Annotated in this window: 13 protein-coding genes and 5 pseudogenes; 3 read left to right on the top strand and 15 right to left on the bottom strand. The window is 30.3% G+C overall.

Annotation, left to right across the window (positions count from 1 at the left end; genetic code table 11):
* Positions 1–45: 45 nt before the first annotated feature.
* The 8 genes and pseudogenes from bshA to JJC03_RS18060 all read right to left on the bottom strand — a co-directional run bounded on the left by bshA (position 46) and on the right by JJC03_RS18060 (position 9,237).
* Positions 46–1,184: pseudogene (gene bshA / locus JJC03_RS12430) on the bottom strand (N-acetyl-alpha-D-glucosaminyl L-malate synthase BshA).
* 209 nt (positions 1,185–1,393) lie between these two features.
* Positions 1,394–4,399: pseudogene (locus JJC03_RS12425) on the bottom strand (serine hydrolase domain-containing protein).
* Between the two features lie 9 nt (positions 4,400–4,408).
* A complete protein-coding gene (locus JJC03_RS12420; RefSeq protein ID WP_088444776.1) occupies positions 4,409–4,891 on the bottom strand; it encodes an ABC transporter ATPase in 483 nt (160 codons plus the stop codon).
* 7 nt (positions 4,892–4,898) lie between these two features.
* Positions 4,899–5,691, bottom strand: a pseudogene (locus tag JJC03_RS12415) ((Fe-S)-binding protein).
* A gap of 35 nt (positions 5,692–5,726) precedes the next feature.
* Positions 5,727–7,061 (bottom strand): 4Fe-4S dicluster domain-containing protein, encoded by a 1,335-nt coding sequence (locus JJC03_RS12410; RefSeq protein ID WP_235873406.1) that lies wholly within the window; start codon positions 7,059–7,061, stop codon positions 5,727–5,729.
* A 34-nt stretch (positions 7,062–7,095) separates the two neighbouring features.
* Entirely contained in the window at positions 7,096–8,040 is a 945-nt protein-coding gene (locus tag JJC03_RS12405; RefSeq protein ID WP_235873405.1) for an MlaD family protein, read from the bottom strand.
* A gap of 31 nt (positions 8,041–8,071) precedes the next feature.
* Positions 8,072–8,257 (bottom strand): hypothetical protein, encoded by a 186-nt coding sequence (locus tag JJC03_RS18065; protein ID WP_258931886.1) that lies wholly within the window; start codon positions 8,255–8,257, stop codon positions 8,072–8,074.
* 209 nt (positions 8,258–8,466) lie between these two features.
* Positions 8,467–9,237: an N-acetylmuramoyl-L-alanine amidase family protein gene (locus JJC03_RS18060; protein WP_258931885.1), complete on the bottom strand. Its 771-nt coding sequence runs from the start codon at positions 9,235–9,237 to the stop codon at positions 8,467–8,469.
* Positions 9,238–9,328: 91 nt separating this feature from the next.
* Here JJC03_RS18060 and JJC03_RS12395 point away from each other — a divergent pair.
* Positions 9,329–12,058, top strand: a pseudogene (locus JJC03_RS12395) (putative LPS assembly protein LptD).
* Between the two features lie 16 nt (positions 12,059–12,074).
* A complete protein-coding gene (locus tag JJC03_RS12390) occupies positions 12,075–12,455 on the top strand; it encodes a RidA family protein (RefSeq protein WP_235873404.1) in 381 nt (126 codons plus the stop codon).
* A gap of 162 nt (positions 12,456–12,617) precedes the next feature.
* Here JJC03_RS12390 and dnaK read toward each other — a convergent pair whose 3' ends face one another.
* The 4 genes and pseudogenes from dnaK to JJC03_RS12370 all read right to left on the bottom strand — a co-directional run bounded on the left by dnaK (position 12,618) and on the right by JJC03_RS12370 (position 18,605).
* The gene (gene dnaK, locus JJC03_RS12385) at positions 12,618–14,510 is read right to left on the bottom strand and encodes a molecular chaperone DnaK (RefSeq protein WP_088397983.1); all 1,893 of its coding nucleotides are present in this window, start codon (positions 14,508–14,510) and stop codon (positions 12,618–12,620) included.
* A gap of 388 nt (positions 14,511–14,898) precedes the next feature.
* Positions 14,899–15,804, bottom strand: coding sequence for a neutral zinc metallopeptidase (locus JJC03_RS12380; RefSeq protein WP_088397932.1), 906 nt, complete (start codon positions 15,802–15,804; stop codon positions 14,899–14,901).
* Positions 15,805–15,975: 171 nt separating this feature from the next.
* Positions 15,976–16,863 (bottom strand): EamA family transporter, encoded by an 888-nt coding sequence (locus JJC03_RS12375; RefSeq protein ID WP_235873403.1) that lies wholly within the window; start codon positions 16,861–16,863, stop codon positions 15,976–15,978.
* Between the two features lie 87 nt (positions 16,864–16,950).
* Positions 16,951–18,605: pseudogene (locus JJC03_RS12370) on the bottom strand (MFS transporter).
* Positions 18,606–18,689: 84 nt separating this feature from the next.
* On the opposite strand from JJC03_RS12370, the gene JJC03_RS12365 reads away from it, so the two are divergent.
* A complete protein-coding gene (locus tag JJC03_RS12365) occupies positions 18,690–19,610 on the top strand; it encodes a hypothetical protein (RefSeq protein WP_088397929.1) in 921 nt (306 codons plus the stop codon).
* A gap of 1 nt (position 19,611) precedes the next feature.
* Here JJC03_RS12365 and JJC03_RS18895 read toward each other — a convergent pair whose 3' ends face one another.
* From JJC03_RS18895 to rocD, 3 genes are all read right to left on the bottom strand, one after another.
* On the bottom strand, positions 19,612–19,851 hold the full coding sequence (locus tag JJC03_RS18895) for a Smr/MutS family protein (protein ID WP_309597656.1): 240 nt from the start codon (positions 19,849–19,851) through the stop codon (positions 19,612–19,614).
* Positions 19,852–19,895: 44 nt separating this feature from the next.
* Complete coding sequence (locus JJC03_RS18890) at positions 19,896–20,156, bottom strand: DUF8465 domain-containing protein (protein ID WP_309597655.1); 261 nt, start codon at positions 20,154–20,156, stop codon at positions 19,896–19,898.
* A 486-nt stretch (positions 20,157–20,642) separates the two neighbouring features.
* Positions 20,643–21,887, bottom strand: a complete 1,245-nt coding sequence (rocD, locus tag JJC03_RS12355; RefSeq protein WP_088397927.1) for an ornithine--oxo-acid transaminase — start codon at positions 21,885–21,887, stop codon at positions 20,643–20,645.
* Positions 21,888–22,125 lie beyond the last annotated feature (238 nt).

Raw genomic sequence — 22,125 nt, 5'->3', positions numbered from 1 at the left:
ATTATTTTAATTTAAAAATAAGTACTCAACTAATTCAATATAAATTTATAAATCATTTTGCCTTGAATTAATGATTTCATTGTAAATGTTTTCATAAATAGGTACTATATTTTCCACAGAAAAAAGTTTAGCTGTTTCAAAAGCATTTCTTTTAAACTCATTTAACACCTCATTATTAGAAAGAATTTTTAGTGCATTTTGTGCCATATCATCTACATCTCCCACAGAACTTAAGAAACCTGAAACACCATTTATATTAACTTCTGGTAATCCTCCTGAATTACTTGATATAACAGGCACCTTATTAGCCATAGCTTCTAATGCTGCAAGCCCAAAACTTTCTGTATCAGAAGGAAGTAAAAACAAATCTGAATAACATAAAATCTGGCTAATTTCATGACTATTCCCAAAGAAAATAACTTTTTCTTCAATTCCTAATTCTCTACAAAGCCATTCTGCCTTTTCTCTTTCAGGCCCATCTCCTACCATCATTAATTTAGCGGGTATTTTTTGTTGTATTTTATAAAAAACTTTGACTACATCTGGTATTTTTTTACTTTTCTAAAGTTACTTATGTGCGTAATTATTTTTTCTTCAGGAGTAGCCATAACTGATCGTTTACAAACTACATTTTTAGACTCTACTTCTTCTATCTCAATAAAATTAGGCACTACTTTTATCTCTTTTGTTACATCAAAATATTTTAAAGTATCTTCTTTTAAACTTCTTGAAACTGATGTAACTACATCTGATTTATTAATACTAAAAGTAACAGCTGGCTTATAATAAGGGTGATTTCCAACAAGTGTTATATCAGTCCCATGCAATGTAGTAACCATTGGCAAATGAATTCCTTCTTCTTTTAAAATTTGTTTAGCCATATAACCTGCATAAGCATGAGGGATAGCATAATGTACATGTAAAATCTCAATTTTATAAAGCTTTACCATATCTACCAGTTTACTAGAAAGAGCTAACTCATAAGGCTGGTAATGAAATAAAGGGTATTCAGGCACACTTACTTCGTGGTAATGTACATTATGATTTAAAAGGGCTAAACGTACAGGCTGACGATAGGTAATAAAATGAATTTCATGCCCACGACGGGCAAGTTCTAGACCTAATTCTGTCGCGACTACTCCACTACCTCCAAATGTTGGATAACAAACAATTGCTATTTTCATAAATAATGAAAAATAATATTTTTTATAAAATCATTTTACTATTGTACTCTCATAAAACAGATCTTCTAATGATATAGCATAAAAACTCTTTCAAAAACAAGACTATTTTCTTAAAAGTAATATTAAAAAAATTCGTAAAGCAACGAATTTACTTTACGAATTTACTATATTTTGAAAGATTGAAAACTAATTTCACTAAATATTAACGATTAATCTATAATTGAATCATATATAATCTGTTGAATTTTTTCTCTAGTATTTTCTTTTGCTAACTTATTTGGAGCATTACTATCAGGATACGTTCTATTAGATAAAAAAACATAAATTAACTCCTTTTCTGGATCTGCCCAAGTCATTGTTCCTGTAAAACCAGTATGTCCAAAACTAGTTATTGAAGCACAACCACAGGTTGGACTTTCTCCCTTTTAACTGAGGCTTATCAAATCCAATTCCTCTTCTATTTCCTTCTGTGCAAAAGTAACAAGTGTTAAAATCATCCATTGTCTTAGGGGAAAAAAATTGAATCCCTCCATAATTTCCTTTATTCAAATATAATTGCATCATCTTTGCAATATCATTCGCATTTGAAAATAAACCTGCATGCCCTGCAACACCACCTTGCATAGCCGCAGCCATATCATGTACATAACCTTGAATTAGATCTTGACGATAATAGGTATCTTTTTCCGTTGGAGGTATTTGATCTATTTCAAACTTTTTCAAAGGATTATATAAAGTAGAATTCATTCCCATTTTTGAAAAAAAGTTATCATAAGCTAATTTATCAAGAGTGGTATTATGATGAGTTTCCAAATATTCTTTTAACAGAATAAAGGTAAAGTCACTGTATTTATACTCTTTTTAGGTAATAATTTACTTTTTATTATTTTAGAAATAATTGAATCCTTATAACTATCTGCTAAGAATAAATTTTCAGACACTTGAGTGGTAAACCCTTTACTTAACGTTTGACGGTATAATTTTTCAGATGGCTTTTTAGTAACTGAATCAATTGTTTGTTTATAAAAAGGCTCCCATGCTTTTAATCGAGCATAATGTGACAATAGGTCTTTAAAAACAATTGAATCTTTATTACTTCCTCTTGCTTTATGAACCATTTGACCTAAATGGGTTTCTAATTTTATCTTTCCCTTATCATAATCAAGCATTACATTAGGTAAGGTTCCAATAATTTTAGATAATGAAGCTATATCATAAATATCTGTATTTTTTACCTTTATATCTTGTTCGTAAGTATGATAACCAAATGATTTATGGTAAACTATTTTTCCTTTTCTAGCAACTAAAACTTGTGCCCCTGGTGCTACTTTATCTTCAATTGCTTTTGTAACTAGAGCATCAATTTCATTTAATTTATAAGAACTCATCCCTACTCCTTCTGGAGAAGCAAAACCTAAACGATTAATTTTTTCAGTAGATAAACCTTCTCCTACTTTAAAATAATCTTTAATAGAAACAGGTAGTTTTCCTTTTGCTTCTACTGCTCCAAAAATTAATTCAGCCGAAATAGTTTGAGGAATATCACCATTTTGATAACTAACGATTAGAGTTTCTATATCATCAAAGGATTTTATTTTAAGTAATGTATATGGCTTTACAAAAACATCTAGAATAACATGATTTTGAGCTGCTATTTTTTCTAACCAAAGTAAATCTTTTTCTGAGAAATCATGTTTACGCCATGCTTTATCTGATTTATGATATCCTATAATTACAGTATTAAACTCTTTCAAATTTACCAGAAGGGTATCTAAATTTTTTTCTTCCATTTCCTCTACTTGAGCATATTTTTTCAATGTATTCAAGAAAACGGTACCTGAGTCATCCCCTAATTTAACGTACGCAATCTTTGCTTTCGTTAAATCCTTTATGGGTAATAAAGTATGTTCATTCTTTAAAACAGTAATAGCATTCTCATATAATTTATACTGTAGTTTATTTACTTCAGCTGCATTTAAATCACTCGAAAGTCCTGCTAATTCTATAGGTTTATACTGATTTAATCCCGCTTTATATTTATAACTCAAAATCTTTTTAACAGAATGTTCAATACGTTCATCTGTTATTATTTTTTCATTATAAGCTTGAGTAAACTTAGTAATAGCAGCAGGAACATCTTGTGCAAACAACATAATATCATTTCCTGCTAAAAATGCTTCTAAATCTATATCTCCTGGTTTTTTAAAACTACTTGCTCCTTTCATATTAAGAGCATCTGTAAAGATTAACCCTTTAAATCCTAATTCTTTTTTTAAGATATTAGTTACTATATTATATGATATAGATGAAGGATAATTTTGACGTTCTTCTAAACTAGGAACATTTAAATGAGCTACCATAACGGAAGACAGCCCCAAATTAAACATTTTTTTATAGGGATATAATTCTACTGAATCAATACGTTCTTTACTAAAATTTACAACTGGTAATGTATGATGAGAATCTGTCTCAGTATCTCCATGACCTGGAAAATGTTTACCTGTAGCAAATACACCTTGACTTTGTATTCCTTTCATTAAAGCTACAGCACGTTTCGTTACTTCTTCTTTATTTTCTCCAAAAGAACGATTTCCTATTATGGGATTATTAGGATTTGTATTTATATCAATTACTGGAGCGAAATTAAACTGTAATCCCATTCTTTTAGTTTCTTTTGCCATTCTTTCCCCTAACTGTTCTATTAATTTCATATCTTGAACAGCACCTAAGGTCATATTCCAAGGGTAAGCATAAGTTGAATCTAAACGCATACTAAGCCCCCATTCTGCATCATTCCCTACAAAAAGAGGTACTTTAGAATTAGCTTGAAAACGATTTGTTAATTTTGCTTGGCGCATTGGTCCTCCCTGAAAAAAAATTAACCCTCCTATTTTATAATTCTTAATCAACTCATCTAAAGCATTAAAATGAATACTATCCTTATTAGAATAAGCAGCAACCATAAAAAGTTGCCCTAACTTTTCTTCAAAAGTTAAGGAATTATAGATACTATCAACCCATTTGTGTTCTCCTGATAATTCATTAAATAAATTAAATCCTTCTTTAGTAGGATCTACAAATTTTTGAATTATAGGACTATTTTTTGCTTCTGCTGTAATAGCCTCTTGTCGTTTACGGTTTTTTATAACCGCACACTGCATCATTAAGAAAGCTAAAACAGAAAAAAATAAATATTTTACAATAGAAAACCTCATGCTGAATTATTAAAAAAAGCGGCTATGCCAACTTTCACTTGCAGGAACTTCCCAAGAATCATTAAGTTCCTCTATAGTATTAACTAAATTATTAAAAACAATGGTAGAAGCAGAAACAGCTTTTTCTTTAGCCATTTTCTTAAAATCTATTAATGATTTATGGGCAATAAATTCACCATTTTTAAAAGTAACATTCATTTTATCCAACAAATCAATTTCGTATTTTTTTTCTAATTGTTGAATAAATTGTACAGAGCTATCAATTGAACAACCTGTGGGAGCTTGAACACTTACATTTACAGCTAAAATAATAAAACGATTATAACGAATATCAAACGATGCTTCTAAAGAAGCACCGTGAGCTGACCAATCAGCAAGAAATTTTTCAGTATAAGCGGCTATTTCTTCCACTTCAGTCTCACTTAATTTTCGGTTTGATTGATAAATCCAAACTCGTGAATCAAGGGGCATATTTTCAAAAGGTATATACATCTGAATATTATAAATCTTGAGCGTTAGCTATTAATTCTGCTACATCTAGCACTTTCACATCATGTTCACGATGCTTTGCCTTAGTACCATCTGTTAGCATAGTATTACAGAAGGGACATCCTGCTGCTATAATATCTGCTTTAGTGGCTAATGCGTCTTCTGTACGTTCAACATTAATGTCTTTATCTCCATTCTCAGGTTCTTTAAACATTTGTGCTCCCCCTGCTCCACAACATAATCCATTAGATTTTGATCGTTTCATTTCAACTAACTCAGCATCTAACTTCTGAATTAAATCACGAGGTGCTTCATATATTTTATTAGCTCGTCCTAAGTAACAAGGATCATGGAATGTTATTTTCTTTCCTTTAAATTGTCCTCCTTCAATAGTCAAACGGCCTTTATCTAATAATTCTTTCAGAAATTCTGTATGATGTACTACTTCAAACTCACCTCCTAATTGAGGATATTCATTTTTTAAAGTATTAAAACAGTGTGGGCAAGCTGTAACAATTTTTTTTTGTTTCATATGCTTTTAATACTTCTATATTCATAAAAGCTTGCATTTGAAACAGAAATTCATTCCCTGCGCGTTTTGCGGGATCTCCTGTACAGCCTTCTTCAGTTCCTAAAACAGCAAATTCTACGCTTGCTTTATTTAAAATTTTAACAAATGCTTTTGTTATCTTTTTAGCTCTATCATCAAAACTACCTGCACATCCTACCCAGAATAAAACTTCTGGTTGCTTTCCTTGAGCTAACATTTCTGCCATTGTAGGCACTATTAAATTTTCTGACATAACTCTCTATATTGATTAGTCTGCAATTTCAACTATTAATTTTCGTCTTTCCAATTCAAACGATCCATCTGACTATATTGCCAAGGAGCGCTATTATTTTCAATATTTGTCATCATGGCATTTAAAGATTGAGGTGCTGCACTTTGTTCCATTACCAAATAACGACGCATATCCATAATAATTGAAAGTGGACTTATATTAACTGGACATTCTTCTACACAAGCATTACAAGATGTACAAGCCCAAAGTTCTTCTTGTGTGATATAGTCATTTAACAATGATTTTCCATCATCTACAAATACACCTTTATTGTTTTCTATATTATCTCCAACTTCTGTTAAACGATCACGTGTATCCATCATGATTTTGCGAGGGGATAATTTTTTACCTGTTTGATTTGCAGGGCAAGAAGATGTACAACGTCCACATTCAGTACAAGTATAAGCATTTAACAATTGAACCCAATTTAAATCGGTAACATCAGAAGCCCCAAATTTACTTGGTACTGCATCAGCAGGTGCTGCAGCATAAGGATCTGCATTTGGATCCATCATTAATTTTACTTCATTGGTAACACTTTCTAAGTTATCAAATTTCCCTAATGGGTTTAAATCTGCAAAAAATGTATTTGGAAATGCTAAAATAATATGTAAGTGTTTTGAGTAGTATAAATAATTCAAGAAAACCATTACCATCATAAAATGTCCCCACCAACCTATTCTTTCTAGAATATGCAAAGTTCCTTCGCTTAAACCTCCAAAAAAAGCGGGTCCTAAGTGCTGAGATACCGCAAATCCAAATGATCCTTGTCCTTCAAAGTGTGATTTTCCTATTGTATATAACACTTCATCAGTTCCATTCATTGTAAAAATGCAGGTTACTAATATAATCTCCATTATTAAGATTAAATTTGCATCTTTTTTAGGCCAACCTAATAATTCAGTTTTATTTAAACGAGGTAATTTCAATAAATTTCTTCTCATTAAAAAAGCAACTGTAGCGACTAAGGCGGTAACTGATAAAATTTCTATAAAGCTGATTAAAAAAGTATAAAAACTACCTAAAGCTGGTCTAAAAAAACGATGAGTACCAAAAATACCATCAATAAAAATTTCTACTAACTCAATTTGGGTGATTATAAAAGCTGAATACAATACAAAATGCAAGGCTGCAGGTATTGGACGTGTAAACATCTTTTTTTGACCAAATGCTACTAGGAGCATATTTTTCCAACGATCTGATGAACGATCTGATCGATTTATATCTTTTCCTAACTTTATGTTACGAATGATTTTTTTTACATTTTTTGTAAAAAATCCTATTCCAACACCTAGAATAATCAGAAAAAATAAACTGCTTAAATAATTCATATATCTATAATAGATTGATTGGTTTAAAATTATTTCAATTGTGTTTCTGGCGCTTTATAAGGTTTCTCTTTTTACCAAAAAGAGAAACATTTACATAACGTGTAGGGTGTAAACGTACATCTTGTAATAACAACTCCAGTTCTTTAGCTGCTTTTGTAAAATTATTATACATTGCCTCGTCTTTCATAGCTTTACCTAAAGTACCTTGCCCCGCCTGCATGTCAGCCATCAACTTGTTAACATTTACCAAAGTCCCTTCTAAATTTTTTAAAGTTTTTCCTAATTCTGCTTTTTCTAGCTCATTAGATACTTTAGAAAAATCTGTGGTAATTTTTTCTATGTTACTTAATGAATGATTCAAACTTTTTTGGTTAGTTGCCAATAATTGATTGGCTCCTTTACCTAATTTATTAAACTCAGCCATTGTTTGACTAAGCTGAGCAATAGCTTGTTGAAGGTCTGCTTTCGTTTGATCATTTAATACCTTATTAACATTAATCATTAATTGATCAGCATCTTGAACTAATGATTCTATTTTTTGTTGAGTTGGAGCTAATTTTTTACCTAAATTATCTGTTAATCCTAATTTAACATCTGCTTTTAATCGGTCTCCATCAACTGCTATATTCTTATCCATAAAGTTAGGAATAATAGCTATTTGCTTTCCTCCTATAAAACCTGGTTCGTATATTTGAGCGACACTTGATTTTGAAATTGGAAAATCATCTTGATTAATCTGTAGCTCTGCTAAGATTTTTCCTGTATCTGTTAAGTTTAATGACCTTACTTTTCCTACTACTTTTCCATTAATAGTTACAGAAGCAGAGGAAAGAAGCCCTTCTACATTATCAAATTCAACAAATAGTTTTTTATGGTTATTTAATAAATTACTCCCTTTTAAAAAACTGTATCCCCAGATAAATAATAAAATAGAAGCAATTACTAGAATTGCTGTTTTAATTTCTCGTGTTATTTTCAAAATATAAACTTTTTTTTTGCAAAAATACTAATTACTTAGCAGATTTCACTGCTTCATTAAGGCTAATTTTAACTCCATTTTTATACGGAACTAGAAAAGCAGATTGGTATCCTTTAGATTTAACTTCTGCTAACATTTTTCTAGACTCCTGATAATCATTTGTTTCCCCATACATATATTTATAATACCCTCCTTCTAAAACTGAAGAAACATTCAATAAACCATTAAAATTTTCGGGTTTAATATCTATTTGCGTATTACTAGCTTTTAATTGTACTTTAAAAACAACTTTTTGTATATCAACTGTTTTTATTTTAGTATCTGACTTTACAGGTTCTTGTTTTACAGGTTCTTTTACAGATACTATAGCTTCTTTATTTTTTGGTGTCGTATCTTTAGGTGTAGGTCTTTCTGACTTTTTGATATCTAAAAAGGAACTGAACCTCCAAAATGTTCCGCTTTCATTCTAAAAATAGCATCAGCTATAGATCTTGCAATATTTTCTTGTCCTTCTTCTGAATTTAGATAGGCTCCTTCTAAGGAATTAGATATAAATCCTGTTTCAACTAATACTCTAGGCATAAAAGCTTTATGTAAAACCATAAAAGGTGCTTGATGCACTCCTCTATTTTTTCTATTTACTTTTTGATCAAAATTATCTTGAATTCTACTGGCTAATTCAATACTTTGATCTAGATACTCCTCTTGTGCAATTGTAGCACTAATCAAAGATTCAGGAGCATTAGGATTATAACCTGCGTATTTAGTTTTATAATTATCTTCTAATTTTATTACTTCGTTTTCTTTTCTAGCAACAGCTAAACTAGACGCACTTTTAGAAAGCCCCATCACATAGGTTTCTGAACCATATGCTTCTAAATTTTTATTTGCATTACAATGAATAGAAACAAAAATATTGGCTTTATTTTTATTAGCTATATTAGCACGTTCAACAAGTTCTATAAAAGTATCTGTTTTACGTGTATAAATAACATCAATAGTAGGATCTTTTTCTAAAATAGCTCCTAATTTTAAGACAATAGCCAAATTAATTTGTTTTTCTACATAACCATGATAAGTAGCACCAAAATCCTGATTACCATGTCCTGCATCTAAACAAACTCTGAATTTAGTATTATTTTGTGCTTGAAGAATACCAGACAAAGCAAATAAAGCCGCAAAAAAAACATATTTCATTTTATTTCTATTTTTCCCCTTCATTTCACTAATGAATTAAATGGTTATAATTTTATTAAATACTTACTTATTTATAAAAATAACTGTAAGTTTGTGGCTTCAAAAATTAAGCCATATTTTTACAAAAATAGTATTTATAGCTTTGCGTACAAACTTATTTTACATCGTTTTAGTTCCTTTTTAATAACAGTTTGTAGTCAAACCCTACAATCACAGGAGCTACCCCAAAAAAACTCTAGCCTACTATCTGTAAAACAGAAAGATAGCACAAAGGTTAATTCTAATATTTTAAATAAAAAGAAGAGACTCCTAAAGATAAAGATAGCATAAAAAGAAAAAATCTTTTTTAGAAGGTAAAATTTTATACAAATCAAAACACTCTGTTAAGTTAGATAACAAAAAAAAACTTGCTATTCTAAAAGACGAAGCAGAAGTTAAGTACAAGGACATAGAACTAAAATCAGGCATCATCGTTATCAATTATAACAAGGACGAGGTATATGCTGGTAGATTAAAAGATTCAACAGGTAAATACACTCAATACCCTATTTTCAAACAGGGTAATAATATTGTAGAACCTGATTCAATTCGTTTTAATTTTAAAACCAAAAAAGCTCTCATTTGGAATTCTAGAACAGATCAAGGAGAATTCAAAATAAAAGGGGAAGTTACAAAAAGGGAAAACGATTCTGTTTTTTTTATAAAAAATGCAAGATTTACAACATCTAAAAACTTAGACAATCCTGAGTATTATTTCTTAGCGCGCAAAATAAAATTTGTACCTAAAAAGAAGATAGTAGCAGGCTTAACAAATATGGTAATTGCAGATGTACCTACACCAATAGGTATTCCTTATGCCTTTTTCCCTATGACAGAACAAGCTACTTCAGGGATTATAATGCCTACTTTTGGCCAAAATAATGCGCAAGGATATTCCCTACAAAATGGAGGCTATTATTTTGCAATTAGTAACAATTTAGATTTAGCCTTATTAGGAGACTATTTTACCAATGGCAGCTATGGTTTGCGAGCTGAAACAAATTACGCGAAGCGATATAAATATAGAGGTAATTTTAATTTTAGATATGAAAATCAAATAAGTGGAGAAAGAGGTCTACCAGGTTATGGCAAATCTACTCTTTATAATTTACAATGGAATCATTCTCCAGATGCTAAGGCAACACCTAACTCACGCTTTTCTGCATCAGTAAATTTAGGTAGTAGCAAATACTACCAGCAATCATTTAATCAATTAAATACTTCCAATTTTTTAAACAACACTTTAAGTTCGTCTATTTCATATGGAAAAACATTTAATTGGACTCCACAAGTAAACCTATCTCTAACAGCCTCACACTCACAAAACACTAATACAAGACAAATTAACATGACGCTTCCCACCCTACAAGCAGGTGTAGATCGTATATTCCCTTTTGCTCCGAAAATAGGCACTAAAAAAGGAATTATTAAAAATTTAAATTTCACTTATAGTTTACGAGGTGAAAATCGTGTACAAACAACAGATTCTTTATTTTTTAAACCTGCTATGTTTAAAAATATGCAAAATGGAATCCAGCATAACATCCCTATTAGCACTAATTTTAAAGTTCTTAAATATTTCAGTATTACGGCCTCTTCTAATTTCAATGAAACCTGGTATTTTAAAACAATAAGAAAACAATACAATACAACTCTTAAAAAAGTAGAAGATATTGAAAAACCAGGCTTTGACTCCTTTAGAACTTATGATTTCTCAAGTAGCGTAGGAACTACAATTTATGGAACTTTTAATTTTAAAAAAACAGGAAAGATTCAATCTATAAGACATACAATGCGTCCAAACATTGGTTATTCATACACCCCTAGTTTTGAAAAATATTACGATACATACGCTATTGATGGTAGCGGAAGAATGGCAAGTTACACTCGCTTTGAAAAAGGAATTTTTTCAAGCCCTTCTAACATAAGAAATAATAATTTATCTTTCTCTATAAGTAATGTTTTTGAAGCTAAAGTACGAGATAAAGATTCTACTAAAACAGCTCCAAAAAAAATTATTTTAATCAACAATTTAAACTTATCTACGAATTATAACATTAATGCTGACTCCTTAAAATGGTCTCCTTTACGAATAAGTGGAGGAACTAATTTACTTAAAAACAAACTAAATGTTAACTTTGGTATGACTCTAAACCCATACGCTATTAATAGCAAAGGTAACATGATTGATAAAATGAATATCAATAACGGAGGAAGTTTATTTCGCATGACTAGTGCTAACATTACCTTAAATTACTCTATTAATAGTAACGAATTAGGAGGTAAAGGAAAACCAGAACAAAATAACTTAAACAATTCTGGACTTAGAAATGGTGGTAGAGCAGATGATCTTTTTGGTAGTTCAAATGATTTTAGCAACCGAAATCAAAATCCTTTCGATAAAAAAGAAGGAGATGAATCATCTAATTTCAAAGGCTTTTATCATTCTATAATTCCATGGAATCTTAATCTTGCCTATTCATTGACTTACTCTAATAATAAAAGAGAAAATACTATTACACAAAACTCATTAATGGTATCAGGAAATATAGATCTTACTCCTAGATGGAAAACAGGAATCTCAACTGGGTATGATTTTGTACAAAAAGGTGTTACTTATACTCAATTACGTTTTCAAAGGGATTTACTAAGCTGGCGTATGGATTTTCAATGGAATCCTTTTGGAGATAGAGCCTCATGGTATTTTTTCATAGGAATCAGCTCATCTATGTTAAGTGACATTAAATGGGATAAAAGAAGTTTACCAGACAGAAGACTATAATAATTTAAACAAGGATATGAAAAAAATAATTTTTACAGAACAAGCACCTGCCCCAATTGGACCTTATAGTCAAGCTGTTTTGATTAAAGATACTTTATATACATCTGGACAAATTGCTATCAACCCAGAAAGTAGTGAATTAATATTAACTTCAATTGAAGAGGAAACAGAACAAGTAATGCAGAATTTAAAAGCTGTACTTGAAGCTGCAAATATGAGCTTTGAAAATGTAATTAAAACTACTATTTTCATCATGAATATGGGTGATTTCGCAAAAATTAACTCCGTTTATGGAAAATATTTTGAAGAAGCTACTGCTCCTGCTCGTGAAACAGTACAGGTTGCGACTCTTCCTAAAAATGTAAATATTGAAATTTCTATGATTGCTGTCAGATAAAATTAAGTATTTTTATTTCTCTGCATTTTTATATCTAAAACATTTATTACTTATAAACTTTCGAGGAAGAAAAATAAAATTTTAAAATAGTTATTAATTTAATAAAAAAATAGACTGTCATTTTTGACAGTCTATTTTATATTCAGTAATAAATAATACTTATTATTTTACTTCTTCAAACTCTACATCTTGAGTAGCATCACCTCCATTAGCATCAGCTTGTGGTTGCCCTTGAGCTGCTTGCTGACCTTCAGCTTGTGCTTTGTATAATTCTTCAGAGGCATTTTTCCAAGCTTCATTAATTTTATCTAATGCTGGAGTAATTGCAGAAATTTCTTTAGTTTCATATGCTGCTTTTAATTCAGTTAAAGCTCCTTCAATTACTGATTTATTTCCTTCTGATAATTTATCTCCAAACTCAGCTAATTGTTTTTCAGTTTGAAAAATCATACTATCTGCTTCATTTAATTTATCAGCTTTTTCTTTAGCTAATTTATCTGCTTCAGCATTCATTTCAGCTTCTTTACGCATTCTTTCAATTTCTTCTTGAGTTAAACCTGAAGAAGCTTCGATACGAATATCATGTGATTTTCCTGTTCCTTTATCAGTAGCTGAAACTTTAATAATACCATTAGCATCAATGTCAAAAGTTACTTCAATTTGAGGAACTCCTCTTGGTGCTGGTGGAATACCATCTAAATGGAAACGACCGATTGTTTTGTTATCATTAGCCATTGGTCTTTCACCTTGTAATACGTGAATTTCCACTGATGGTTGATTATCTACTGCCGTTGAGAAAACTTGTGATTTTCTAGTTGGAATTGTTGTATTAGACTCTATTAATTTTGTCATTACACTTCCCATTGTTTCAATACCTAATGAAAGTGGTGTAACATCTAATAATAATACATCTTTAACATCTCCTGTTAATACACCTCCTTGAATAGCTGCTCCAATTGCTACTACTTCATCTGGATTTACTCCTTTAGAAGGTTTTTTCCCAAAGAATTTTTCTACTTGTTCTTGAATAACTGGGATACGAGTAGAACCTCCTACTAAGATTACTTCATCAATATCTGATGTAGATAAACCAGCATCTTTTAATGCTTTAGCTACTGGCTCCATTGAACGTTTCACTAATGTATCTGCTAATTGTTCAAATTTAGCACGAGTTAAAGTTTGCACTAAGTGCTTAGGCCCTGAAGCTGTAGCTGTAATATAAGGCAGGTTTATTTCTGTTTGAGCAGAAGCTGATAATTCAATTTTAGCTTTTTCAGCTGCTTCTTTCAAACGTTGTAAAGCCATTGGGTCTTGACGTAAATCTAGACCTTCAGTTGATTGAAATTCATTTGCCAACCAATCAATGATTACTTGATCAAAATCATCTCCTCCTAAGTGCGTATCACCATTAGTAGATAATACTTCAAATACACCGTCTCCTAATTCTAAGATTGAGATATCAAAAGTACCTCCACCTAAATCGTATACAGCAATCTTTTTGTCATGAGCGGCCTTATCTAAACCGTAAGCTAAAGCTGCAGCTGTAGGCTCGTTAATGATACGCATTACTTTTAAACCTGCAATTTCTCCTGCTTCTTTAGTAGCCTGACGTTGTGCATCGTTAAAATAAGCTGGAACTGTAATAACCGCTTCTGTTACTGCATGTCCTAAATAATCTTCAGCTGTTTTCTTCATTTTCTGAAGTGTCATAGCTGATAATTCTTGTGGTGTATATAAGCGACCATCAATATCTACACGTGGTGTATCGTTATCTCCTTTCACTACTTTATAAGCCACAGTAGATGCTTCTTTAGCACTTTCAGAGTATTTGTTACCCATAAAACGCTTAACTGAAGCAATGGTTTTAGTTGGGTTAGTTACTGCTTGACGTTTTGCAGCATCCCCTACTTTAATTTCTCCTCCTTCAACAAAAGCAATTACTGACGGAGTAGTTCTTCTACCTTCTGCGTTTGCAATTACAACCGGTTCTCCACCTTCCATTACTGCTACACATGAGTTAGTAGTACCCAAGTCGATTCCAATAATTTTACTCATAATATAATTCTCCTTAATTTTTAATTCATTTTTCAATTCACTGCCTTTATCAGCAGTTCTGCTTGTAACACATTTTCGAAAATGACAAGGATTATGCCAATACGGAAAACCGTATCGTTTGTCAGTATCTAATAAAATATTTATGACAAAATGACAAAAAACAACTATTTTTTAATTTAAATTTTGACAAAAAAACAGAAAAAAATGCTTTAATGATTTCATCTAGAATCAAAATCTAATTGAATTTTCTTATTTTAAAACTAAATCTTTTTTTTTGCTATTCAAAACGAAAGAATATAAAACTAAACAATACTCAAAATTTAACATAAAGAAAAAAACCAACTATCCGAAAATAGTTGGTTTAAAAAATTAAAATTAACTAAATTTATTATAAATTGAAATATTCATTATCAGACATTTCTCCTGATTGAATTTTTTGTAACTCTGCCATTTTACTCATAATTAACTGATGTCCTTCTAAACTCATCCCTTCTGGTTTAGCTAATTTATAAGTACCTGCTAATACCCCATCATAATAGTAAAAGAAACTAGAATCGAATTGAGCTGCTGTCAATTTAGCATTTGTAGGATCTGCTAATAAAAACCCTAAACGAACTGCTGAACGTCTTTGTGCTGGTGTACCATGATGACCAGCGCTTGTTGTTTGAAAATCTCCAATTGCATAAGCAAATTCATAAGCTGTAGCTATTTGAGAGTAAGTTGACTTACCATAACCTCTTCTTAAATAATATCCAGCCATCCCATCAGCTTCTAATTCATTAGGTCTAGCAGTTGTTTCTTTTTTAGAAGGCAAATTAAATGCGTATTGCAACTGGTGCCCATACTCATGAGCTAAAATCATTACGTTAACTAAATTTGACGCATCTTTTAATTTTGCATCTCTAAAGATACCTTCTCCATAATAAATTTTTCCTGTACTATAAGAGATTGCATTATAAGTAGAACTCCAATTAGTACCATTTTTTACAAATCTAAATGTTGGAGCTGCTACAGAGGTTCCTCTCCAAAAAGTTTTAATTGCTGTGTTTTGATTATTCATCAAAGTAACATCTGCTGATGTTCCTGCTCCAGAACTTAAAGTTGTAGAAAGAGTAGCTGAAGCAGGCCAATAAGCATCAACATAACTACAATCATGCTCAAGACCTGTCGCTTGCTCTACAATTGTTGCCTCTTCTTGATTAGTCACTGTTTCTTTCTCCTTAGAACAAGAAAAAAAAGCTACTGATGTAGCCACACCCAACAACAGAGTGCTTACTTTCATTGATTTTTTCATAATTGGTTGGTTTTTTAAATTATTTTTTGCAAATCTATAAAGTTTTTATTTATAAAAATAAAAAAAATCAACTATTTTATTAAAAAATAAATCAATACACTAAAAACAAAGAATAAAAAATGAATTTACACCCATTAATTTAACAAATAAATTAAGTTTTAAACAGATTTTCTATCTTTTGTTTTTTACAAAATAATTAGCATTAAATAATATAATTGCAATTATTATCAATAAATATGCAGTTAACTGCATTAAATTCATCTTTTCTTTAAAATAGAATAATGCTAAGAAGAAATTAATTAATGGATTCGTATACATTAGAACACCTACTGTTTTTGAATCTATCTCTTTAAGAGCATACAAATTTAAAAACAAAGGAATTATAGTAAACAAAACAACTATAAAAGTCATTACTCCCCAAAACAACGATACTGTTGGGGTTTCAGACTTATAAACAAAATAAAAAGGCAACAATATTAAAGATGAAATAAACAACTGAATCGTTAAGATTACAAAACGATCAAACTGGTTATTTTTCCTCTGACTTATCAAATACAAAGCAAAAGTTGAAGCTATAATTAAAGAATAAAATAAATCCCGAATATGACCATATGATAAAATACTACAACTTATAACAAACAATACAACCGCCATCCATTGCCAATTATTTAAGTTTTCTTTTAATACAAAATATGCTAGAACTGTTGTAATTATAGGACAAATTAGATAAGCAAATGATGCTGACTGTATACTAATATGGTTTACACAATACATAAACAAGAACCAATTTAAAACCAACAATAATCCTCCAAAAATTGTTAAAAAAACTGTTTTCCTTTTAGTCGTTTTTTCAAATTGATTAAATATTTTAAAGTCATTTAAAAGAACTTGTTTTCTAAACAATAAATTAACAATTAACAACAAGAAGGCTGCATAAAATACACGGTAAAACAGGATGTCTAAGGAAGAATAATTATTGAGCATTTTTATAGCCAAACTAAAAAATCCCCATATAAAAAAAGAAGAGAAAGCAGCTACAAAATATTTATTAAAGTTCATGATATAATTAAATTCTGATTAATAAAAAAGGATAAAAGTACTTAATTCCTTTCATCCTTAATTTAATATTAGTATTTCTTTAAGTTTTTAATGACCTTCCTTCACCTCTATTGCATCTACATCTATATTTTGGTTTTTAAGTATTTTTTTTACCAAAATTGCAAAGAGGGTTAAGTAAGCAAAGCAAATAACAGCTACTATATACGAGTTATGTATTCCTATTAAATCGGATATTTTTCCTTGTATAGGAGGAATTATTCCCCCTCCTAATATCATCATAATTAAAAAAGCAGAACCTTGTGAGGTATATTTTCCCAAACCAAAAATAGACAAACTAAAAATTGCGGGCCACATAATACTACAAGCTAAACCACCTGCTAAAAAGGCATAAACGGCAATTATTCCTGTAGAAAGCAATCCTACCAACATGGCTACTAAACCAAACAAAGCAAAAATCATAAGTGTTTTAGCGGGCTTATCTTTAGATAGAAACATAGCTATTATTTGCATAAAGACACATAAAACATAAAAATACAATGGCTTCATATCTTTACCAGACAACATATTAGCACCTAATATAATTCCAAATGCAACTAAAGGAACTATAATTAATGCTATCTTTTTTTGATTTTCTTTTAAATTAAAAACACTAATTGCTCCTGCCCAACGTCCTATCATCAAACTTCCCCAATACATAGAGATATAAGGCGCTATATCTGAAGATTGTAAACTTCCAAATTCAGGCAATTTCAACAATTCTCCTAAATTACTTCCTATAGCCACCTCAACTCCTACATAAACAAAAATAGCAAGCATTCCTAACACTAATTGAGGATACTGCATTGCACCCCAACCTTCCGGATTTTTCTTAGCAGATGTATACGAATAGAAAACACCTCCTAATACTACCATTAATGCTCCTATTAACCAATTCATTCTATATTGATTTAAATCTAATAATTGAATTGTATTTAAATCATTTACGTTTTGATAGGATTTAAAAATTAATGTAAAACATGCTGCTAAAAGAATAGTCATAACAACTAATGTTGTTAGTGCCTTATTTGCTTTCTCCATTGACTCATTAGAAACTCCCGAAGGTACTTTTTTTGAAAAATAAAATAATCCAGCCGACCCTACAAAAAGCAAACCAACACAAACATAAAGAAAGATTACTTTATCTAACTCTAAATGCTTTATTTGATCATCAGAAACAGAAGCAGTGGTACCAAACAAAGCCAAAGCTACTATTATTGGTCCAATCGTCGTTCCTAATGAATTAATACCCCCTCCTAAATTTACTCTACTTGCCCCTGTTTTAGGATCTCCTAATAGGATAGCAAATGGATTGGCTGCTGTTTGCTGTAAAGAAAAACCTAATGCGACTATAAACAAGCCTACTAACATTCCTTCATATACACTTCCTTTTACAGCTAAAATCATAGCTCCTGCTCCTAAAGCTGAAAATAATAATCCATAAATAATACTTTTTTATGACCCCAACTACCTACTATATCTTTTCCTCTTGCATTTCCAAAGGCAAATAATAATAAAGCCCCCAAATAATAAGCTGTATAAAAAGCAAAATCTATTAATTGAGACTGAAATTGATCTAGGGAGAAATAATTTTTACAGAATGGAATAAAAATACTATTTCCAGCAGCAATAAAACCCCAAAAAAAGAAAACGGTTACCAAGGTATATAAAGCTGGATAATTTGTTTTTGTTACTTGTGAATTCATAAATCTATTTGGTTAGCGATCCAAATATAACAATATCTTTGATTAAAAATTTAAAATTGTATTTTTGTTTAAAATTTAAATAATATGAGAAATTTTTGGTTTTTACTAACTTCATTAATATTACTTACTGCTTGTGATGATGGAAATATAATAGAAGACACGTTTAACTTCAGTAATGTTTCTGTTCTAAAATGCAACAATATCAATACTTTATACAAAATTAACGACAAAGAAGCACTTATATTTATTACTCCTGAAACAAGTTTTCCAAATGAAGAAGGTGTTAAAACTTACACTATTGGAACAGGAAATAATTTAATATATAAAAAATTTTACTCTACAATTAGTAGTAACGAAATTTGTTCAACAGGAAATATTCCAATTGCGGAACAATGGACTGTATCAGGAGGAACTATTGAAATTACTTCTACCAAAATAATTTCAACTAACGATCCATCAAAAATAGTTGGTTATAATCATAAAATACTTTTCAAAAATATAACTTTCAACACACCAAACAAGCAACTTGTATATGATCAGTATCTTTTTGGAAATTACTCAACAGATGTTGTTGATTTAAAATTTGATTACAAAAATGCTGTAATGCAAAACTGTTCTGGCAACAATCTTATATTTAAGTACAACAACAATAATGCTTTATTACTAGACATTGACCCTAGTCTATACAAGCATCAAACTATTGGTACAAAAACAGCATTAATAAATACTACAAATAAAGTATCTTATAGAATATACAATGGCGGATTAAATAGCAATTTCTTTTGTCAATCAATACCCCCTACAAATCCAAGCCTTACAGAAGAATGGATCGCACAAGAAGGTATAACAGATACAAATGGTATCATAATAGTAGAAACGACACAACAAACCACATCTACTTACCGCCATGTAATTAAACTTAGAAAAGTAACTTTTAAAAACGGAATTAAAATCTATAGTCCAAATCCTGATGGAGATTACGAATTTGGTGAGATCATAAATTAATTTATAAAAAGTTTTTTTGGTTAATGTATACCTCTGTTGCACCAAAACCATATTTCTGAAAACTAGCCTCTTGAAAGCTGATATAACTATACCTGCTTAATAAAAAGTCTAATTCAGCTTTCAAGACACCTTCTCCAACTCCGTGAATTAACACTACTTTTTGTATTCTATTTTTGATTGCAAAATCCAGTTGTCTCTGAGCTGTTTCAATCTGAATATTCAAAATATCATAATTGTTCATCCCTTTAGTAGTTTGTACTAGCTTTTCTATATGCAAATCTACTTCTAAAACAGTTTCATCTTTTTTAGATTTTTTGTCTCTAATAAAATTTTTAGGTTTGGCAATTTCTTTTTCTTTTTTACAGCATAAAAATTTGTTTTAGAAAAATCCAATCCAGATTCTCCTATCAAAATTAATTCACTACTTCTAAAGGGTAACTGAAAACCTTCTTCTGTTTCTATCCAAACTTGATCTACAGCAGTCTTAATTACCACCCCATTAATATTATCATCTAAAACTGAAACTTTATCTCCTTTAGAAAACATAATTCTTTTATTTTTTCACAAAAATAAAAACTAAATATTTAATTTTACGAAGAAGTAGATTTTAGTACAATAAAAATAAATCATAAAAAATTTTATATTCCTTGATATAAAATGGTTTTTAAAGTTGATTCTTATTTATTTTGGAGCACAAAGAGAAGAATTTTTATATTGCTACCAAAAGGGAATATGATGGATAATACTCTTTCAATATATCTTCCATTATTTTGTATAATTCTTTTCTATACTAATAACACTAATTTAATTTATTTTCAAAGGTTATTCAGTTATTAGGATGTATTACATATAGTTTTTCCTTACTATATTAAGATATAGAATGTAAAAAAACTGTCCGAAAAGCCCGTAATCTTATGATTTCAACTAAATTAAGAATCAAATACTAATATATAAGCATAAGACTTTTTATTACGCGAAAACAGCAAATAATATGCTATTTTTTACTTTTGGGACAGCTTCTTAAGTTACTTTTTATTTTTCAAACTCTTTTAAAGTTGAAATAATTATAGAAACACAATCTTTTAATTGTTCTTCATTCATTACTAATGGCGGGGCAAAACGAATAATATTGCCATGTGTTGGTTTAGCTAACAATCCACTTTCTGCTAATTTAACACAAATATTCCAAGCCGTATCGCTTTCTTCTGTATCATTGATTACGACAGCGTTTAGCAAACCTTTGCCACGAACTAAAGTAGCTACATTAGATGTTTCAATAAATTTGGCTAATTCTTCACGAAAAATTTGACCCAAACGCTCTGCATTTTCTGCTAATTTTTCGTCTTTTACTACTTCTAAAGCTTCAATTGCTACTGCTGCTGCTACTGGATTTCCTCCAAAAGTAGAACCATGCTGACCTGGTTTGATAACATTCATAATAGGATCATTGGCTAATACAGCAGACACAGGGTAAGCTCCTCCTGATAAAGCTTTACCTAAAATCAAGATATCTGGCTGCACATTTTCATGATGAACTGCTAATAGTTTCCCAGTACGAGCGATTCCTGTTTGAACCTCATCTGCTATAAATAAGACATTATGTTTTTCACATAATGCTTTAGCTTTAGCTAAATACCCTTCACTTGGCACATATACTCCTGCTTCTCCTTGAATAGGTTCTACTAAAAACCCTGCAATATTAGGTGATGATGTGATTGCGTTTTCTAATGCTTCTAAATCATCATATGCTATTTTAATAAATCCAGAGGTATAAGGTCCAAAATTTTTACGAGCATTTTCATCATTTGAAAAAGATATAATAGTAGTTGTTCTTCCGTGAAAGTTATTTTCACAAACAACTATTTGAGCTTCATTTTCATTGATTCCTTTTTTTTCATATGCCCATTTACGACATAATTTTAAAGCTGTTTCAACTGCTTCAGCCCCCGTGTTCATTGGTAATACTTTATCAAAACCAAAATACTTAGTTACGTATTGTTCATAAATACCTAATCGATCATTATAAAATGCTCTAGAGGTTAAAGTTAAAGTTTGAGCTTGTTTTACCATAGCACCAACAATACGCGGATGGCAATGCCCTTGGTTTACGGCAGAATAAGCCGATAAAAAATCATAATACTTTTTTCCTTCTACATCCCAAACATAAACACCTTCTCCTCTACTTAATACCACTGGTAGTGGATGATAATTGTGTGCTCCATGTTTATCTTCTAATGCAATTGCTTCAGCTGAACTTAATTTTTCTAAAACTGACATAATACTTGTTATTGATTGGTAAAATCGCAATTCCTTCTTACAGGCGAGAAATCAACCCTATAATTGTCAAAAGTACAAATTTCTATTATCATTTTCCAAACAATTCACTTTCAAACATCTAATATTTACTTCGAAACATTTCGATAACAAAGACTTAAATATTTTAACCTTAAATAAATAGTAAAATAACAATCTTTAAAAAGAAGTTAAACATTCAGCTAACATAAAGCCTGTAGGT

The organism is Flavobacterium oreochromis, assembly GCF_019565455.1.
Taxonomy (GTDB): Bacteria; Bacteroidota; Bacteroidia; order Flavobacteriales; family Flavobacteriaceae; genus Flavobacterium; species Flavobacterium oreochromis.
The sequence above is the reverse complement of the archived record's forward strand: the minus strand, read 5'-3'. Positions and strand labels throughout refer to the sequence as shown.

What these genes read in the sequence shown, in the direction of transcription:
- JJC03_RS12420 (WP_088444776.1), bottom strand. Translation starts at nt 4,891, where the DNA reads ATGTATATACCTTTTGAAAATATGCCCCTTGATTCACGAGTTTGGATT.
- JJC03_RS12410 (WP_235873406.1), bottom strand. Translation starts at nt 7,061, where the DNA reads ATGAATTATTTAAGCAGTTTATTTTTTCTGATTATTCTAGGTGTTGGA.
- JJC03_RS18060 (WP_258931885.1), bottom strand. Translation starts at nt 9,237, where the DNA reads ATGAAATATGTTTTTTTTGCGGCTTTATTTGCTTTGTCTGGTATTCTT.
- JJC03_RS12390 (WP_235873404.1), top strand. Translation starts at nt 12,075, where the DNA reads ATGAAAAAAATAATTTTTACAGAACAAGCACCTGCCCCAATTGGACCT.
- dnaK (WP_088397983.1), bottom strand. Translation starts at nt 14,510, where the DNA reads ATGAGTAAAATTATTGGAATCGACTTGGGTACTACTAACTCATGTGTA.
- JJC03_RS12380 (WP_088397932.1), bottom strand. Translation starts at nt 15,804, where the DNA reads ATGAAAAAATCAATGAAAGTAAGCACTCTGTTGTTGGGTGTGGCTACA.
- JJC03_RS12375 (WP_235873403.1), bottom strand. Translation starts at nt 16,863, where the DNA reads ATGAACTTTAATAAATATTTTGTAGCTGCTTTCTCTTCTTTTTTTATA.
- JJC03_RS12365 (WP_088397929.1), top strand. Translation starts at nt 18,690, where the DNA reads ATGAGAAATTTTTGGTTTTTACTAACTTCATTAATATTACTTACTGCT.
- JJC03_RS18895 (WP_309597656.1), bottom strand. Translation starts at nt 19,851, where the DNA reads ATGAACAATTATGATATTTTGAATATTCAGATTGAAACAGCTCAGAGA.
- JJC03_RS18890 (WP_309597655.1), bottom strand. Translation starts at nt 20,156, where the DNA reads ATGTTTTCTAAAGGAGATAAAGTTTCAGTTTTAGATGATAATATTAAT.
- rocD (WP_088397927.1), bottom strand. Translation starts at nt 21,887, where the DNA reads ATGTCAGTTTTAGAAAAATTAAGTTCAGCTGAAGCAATTGCATTAGAA.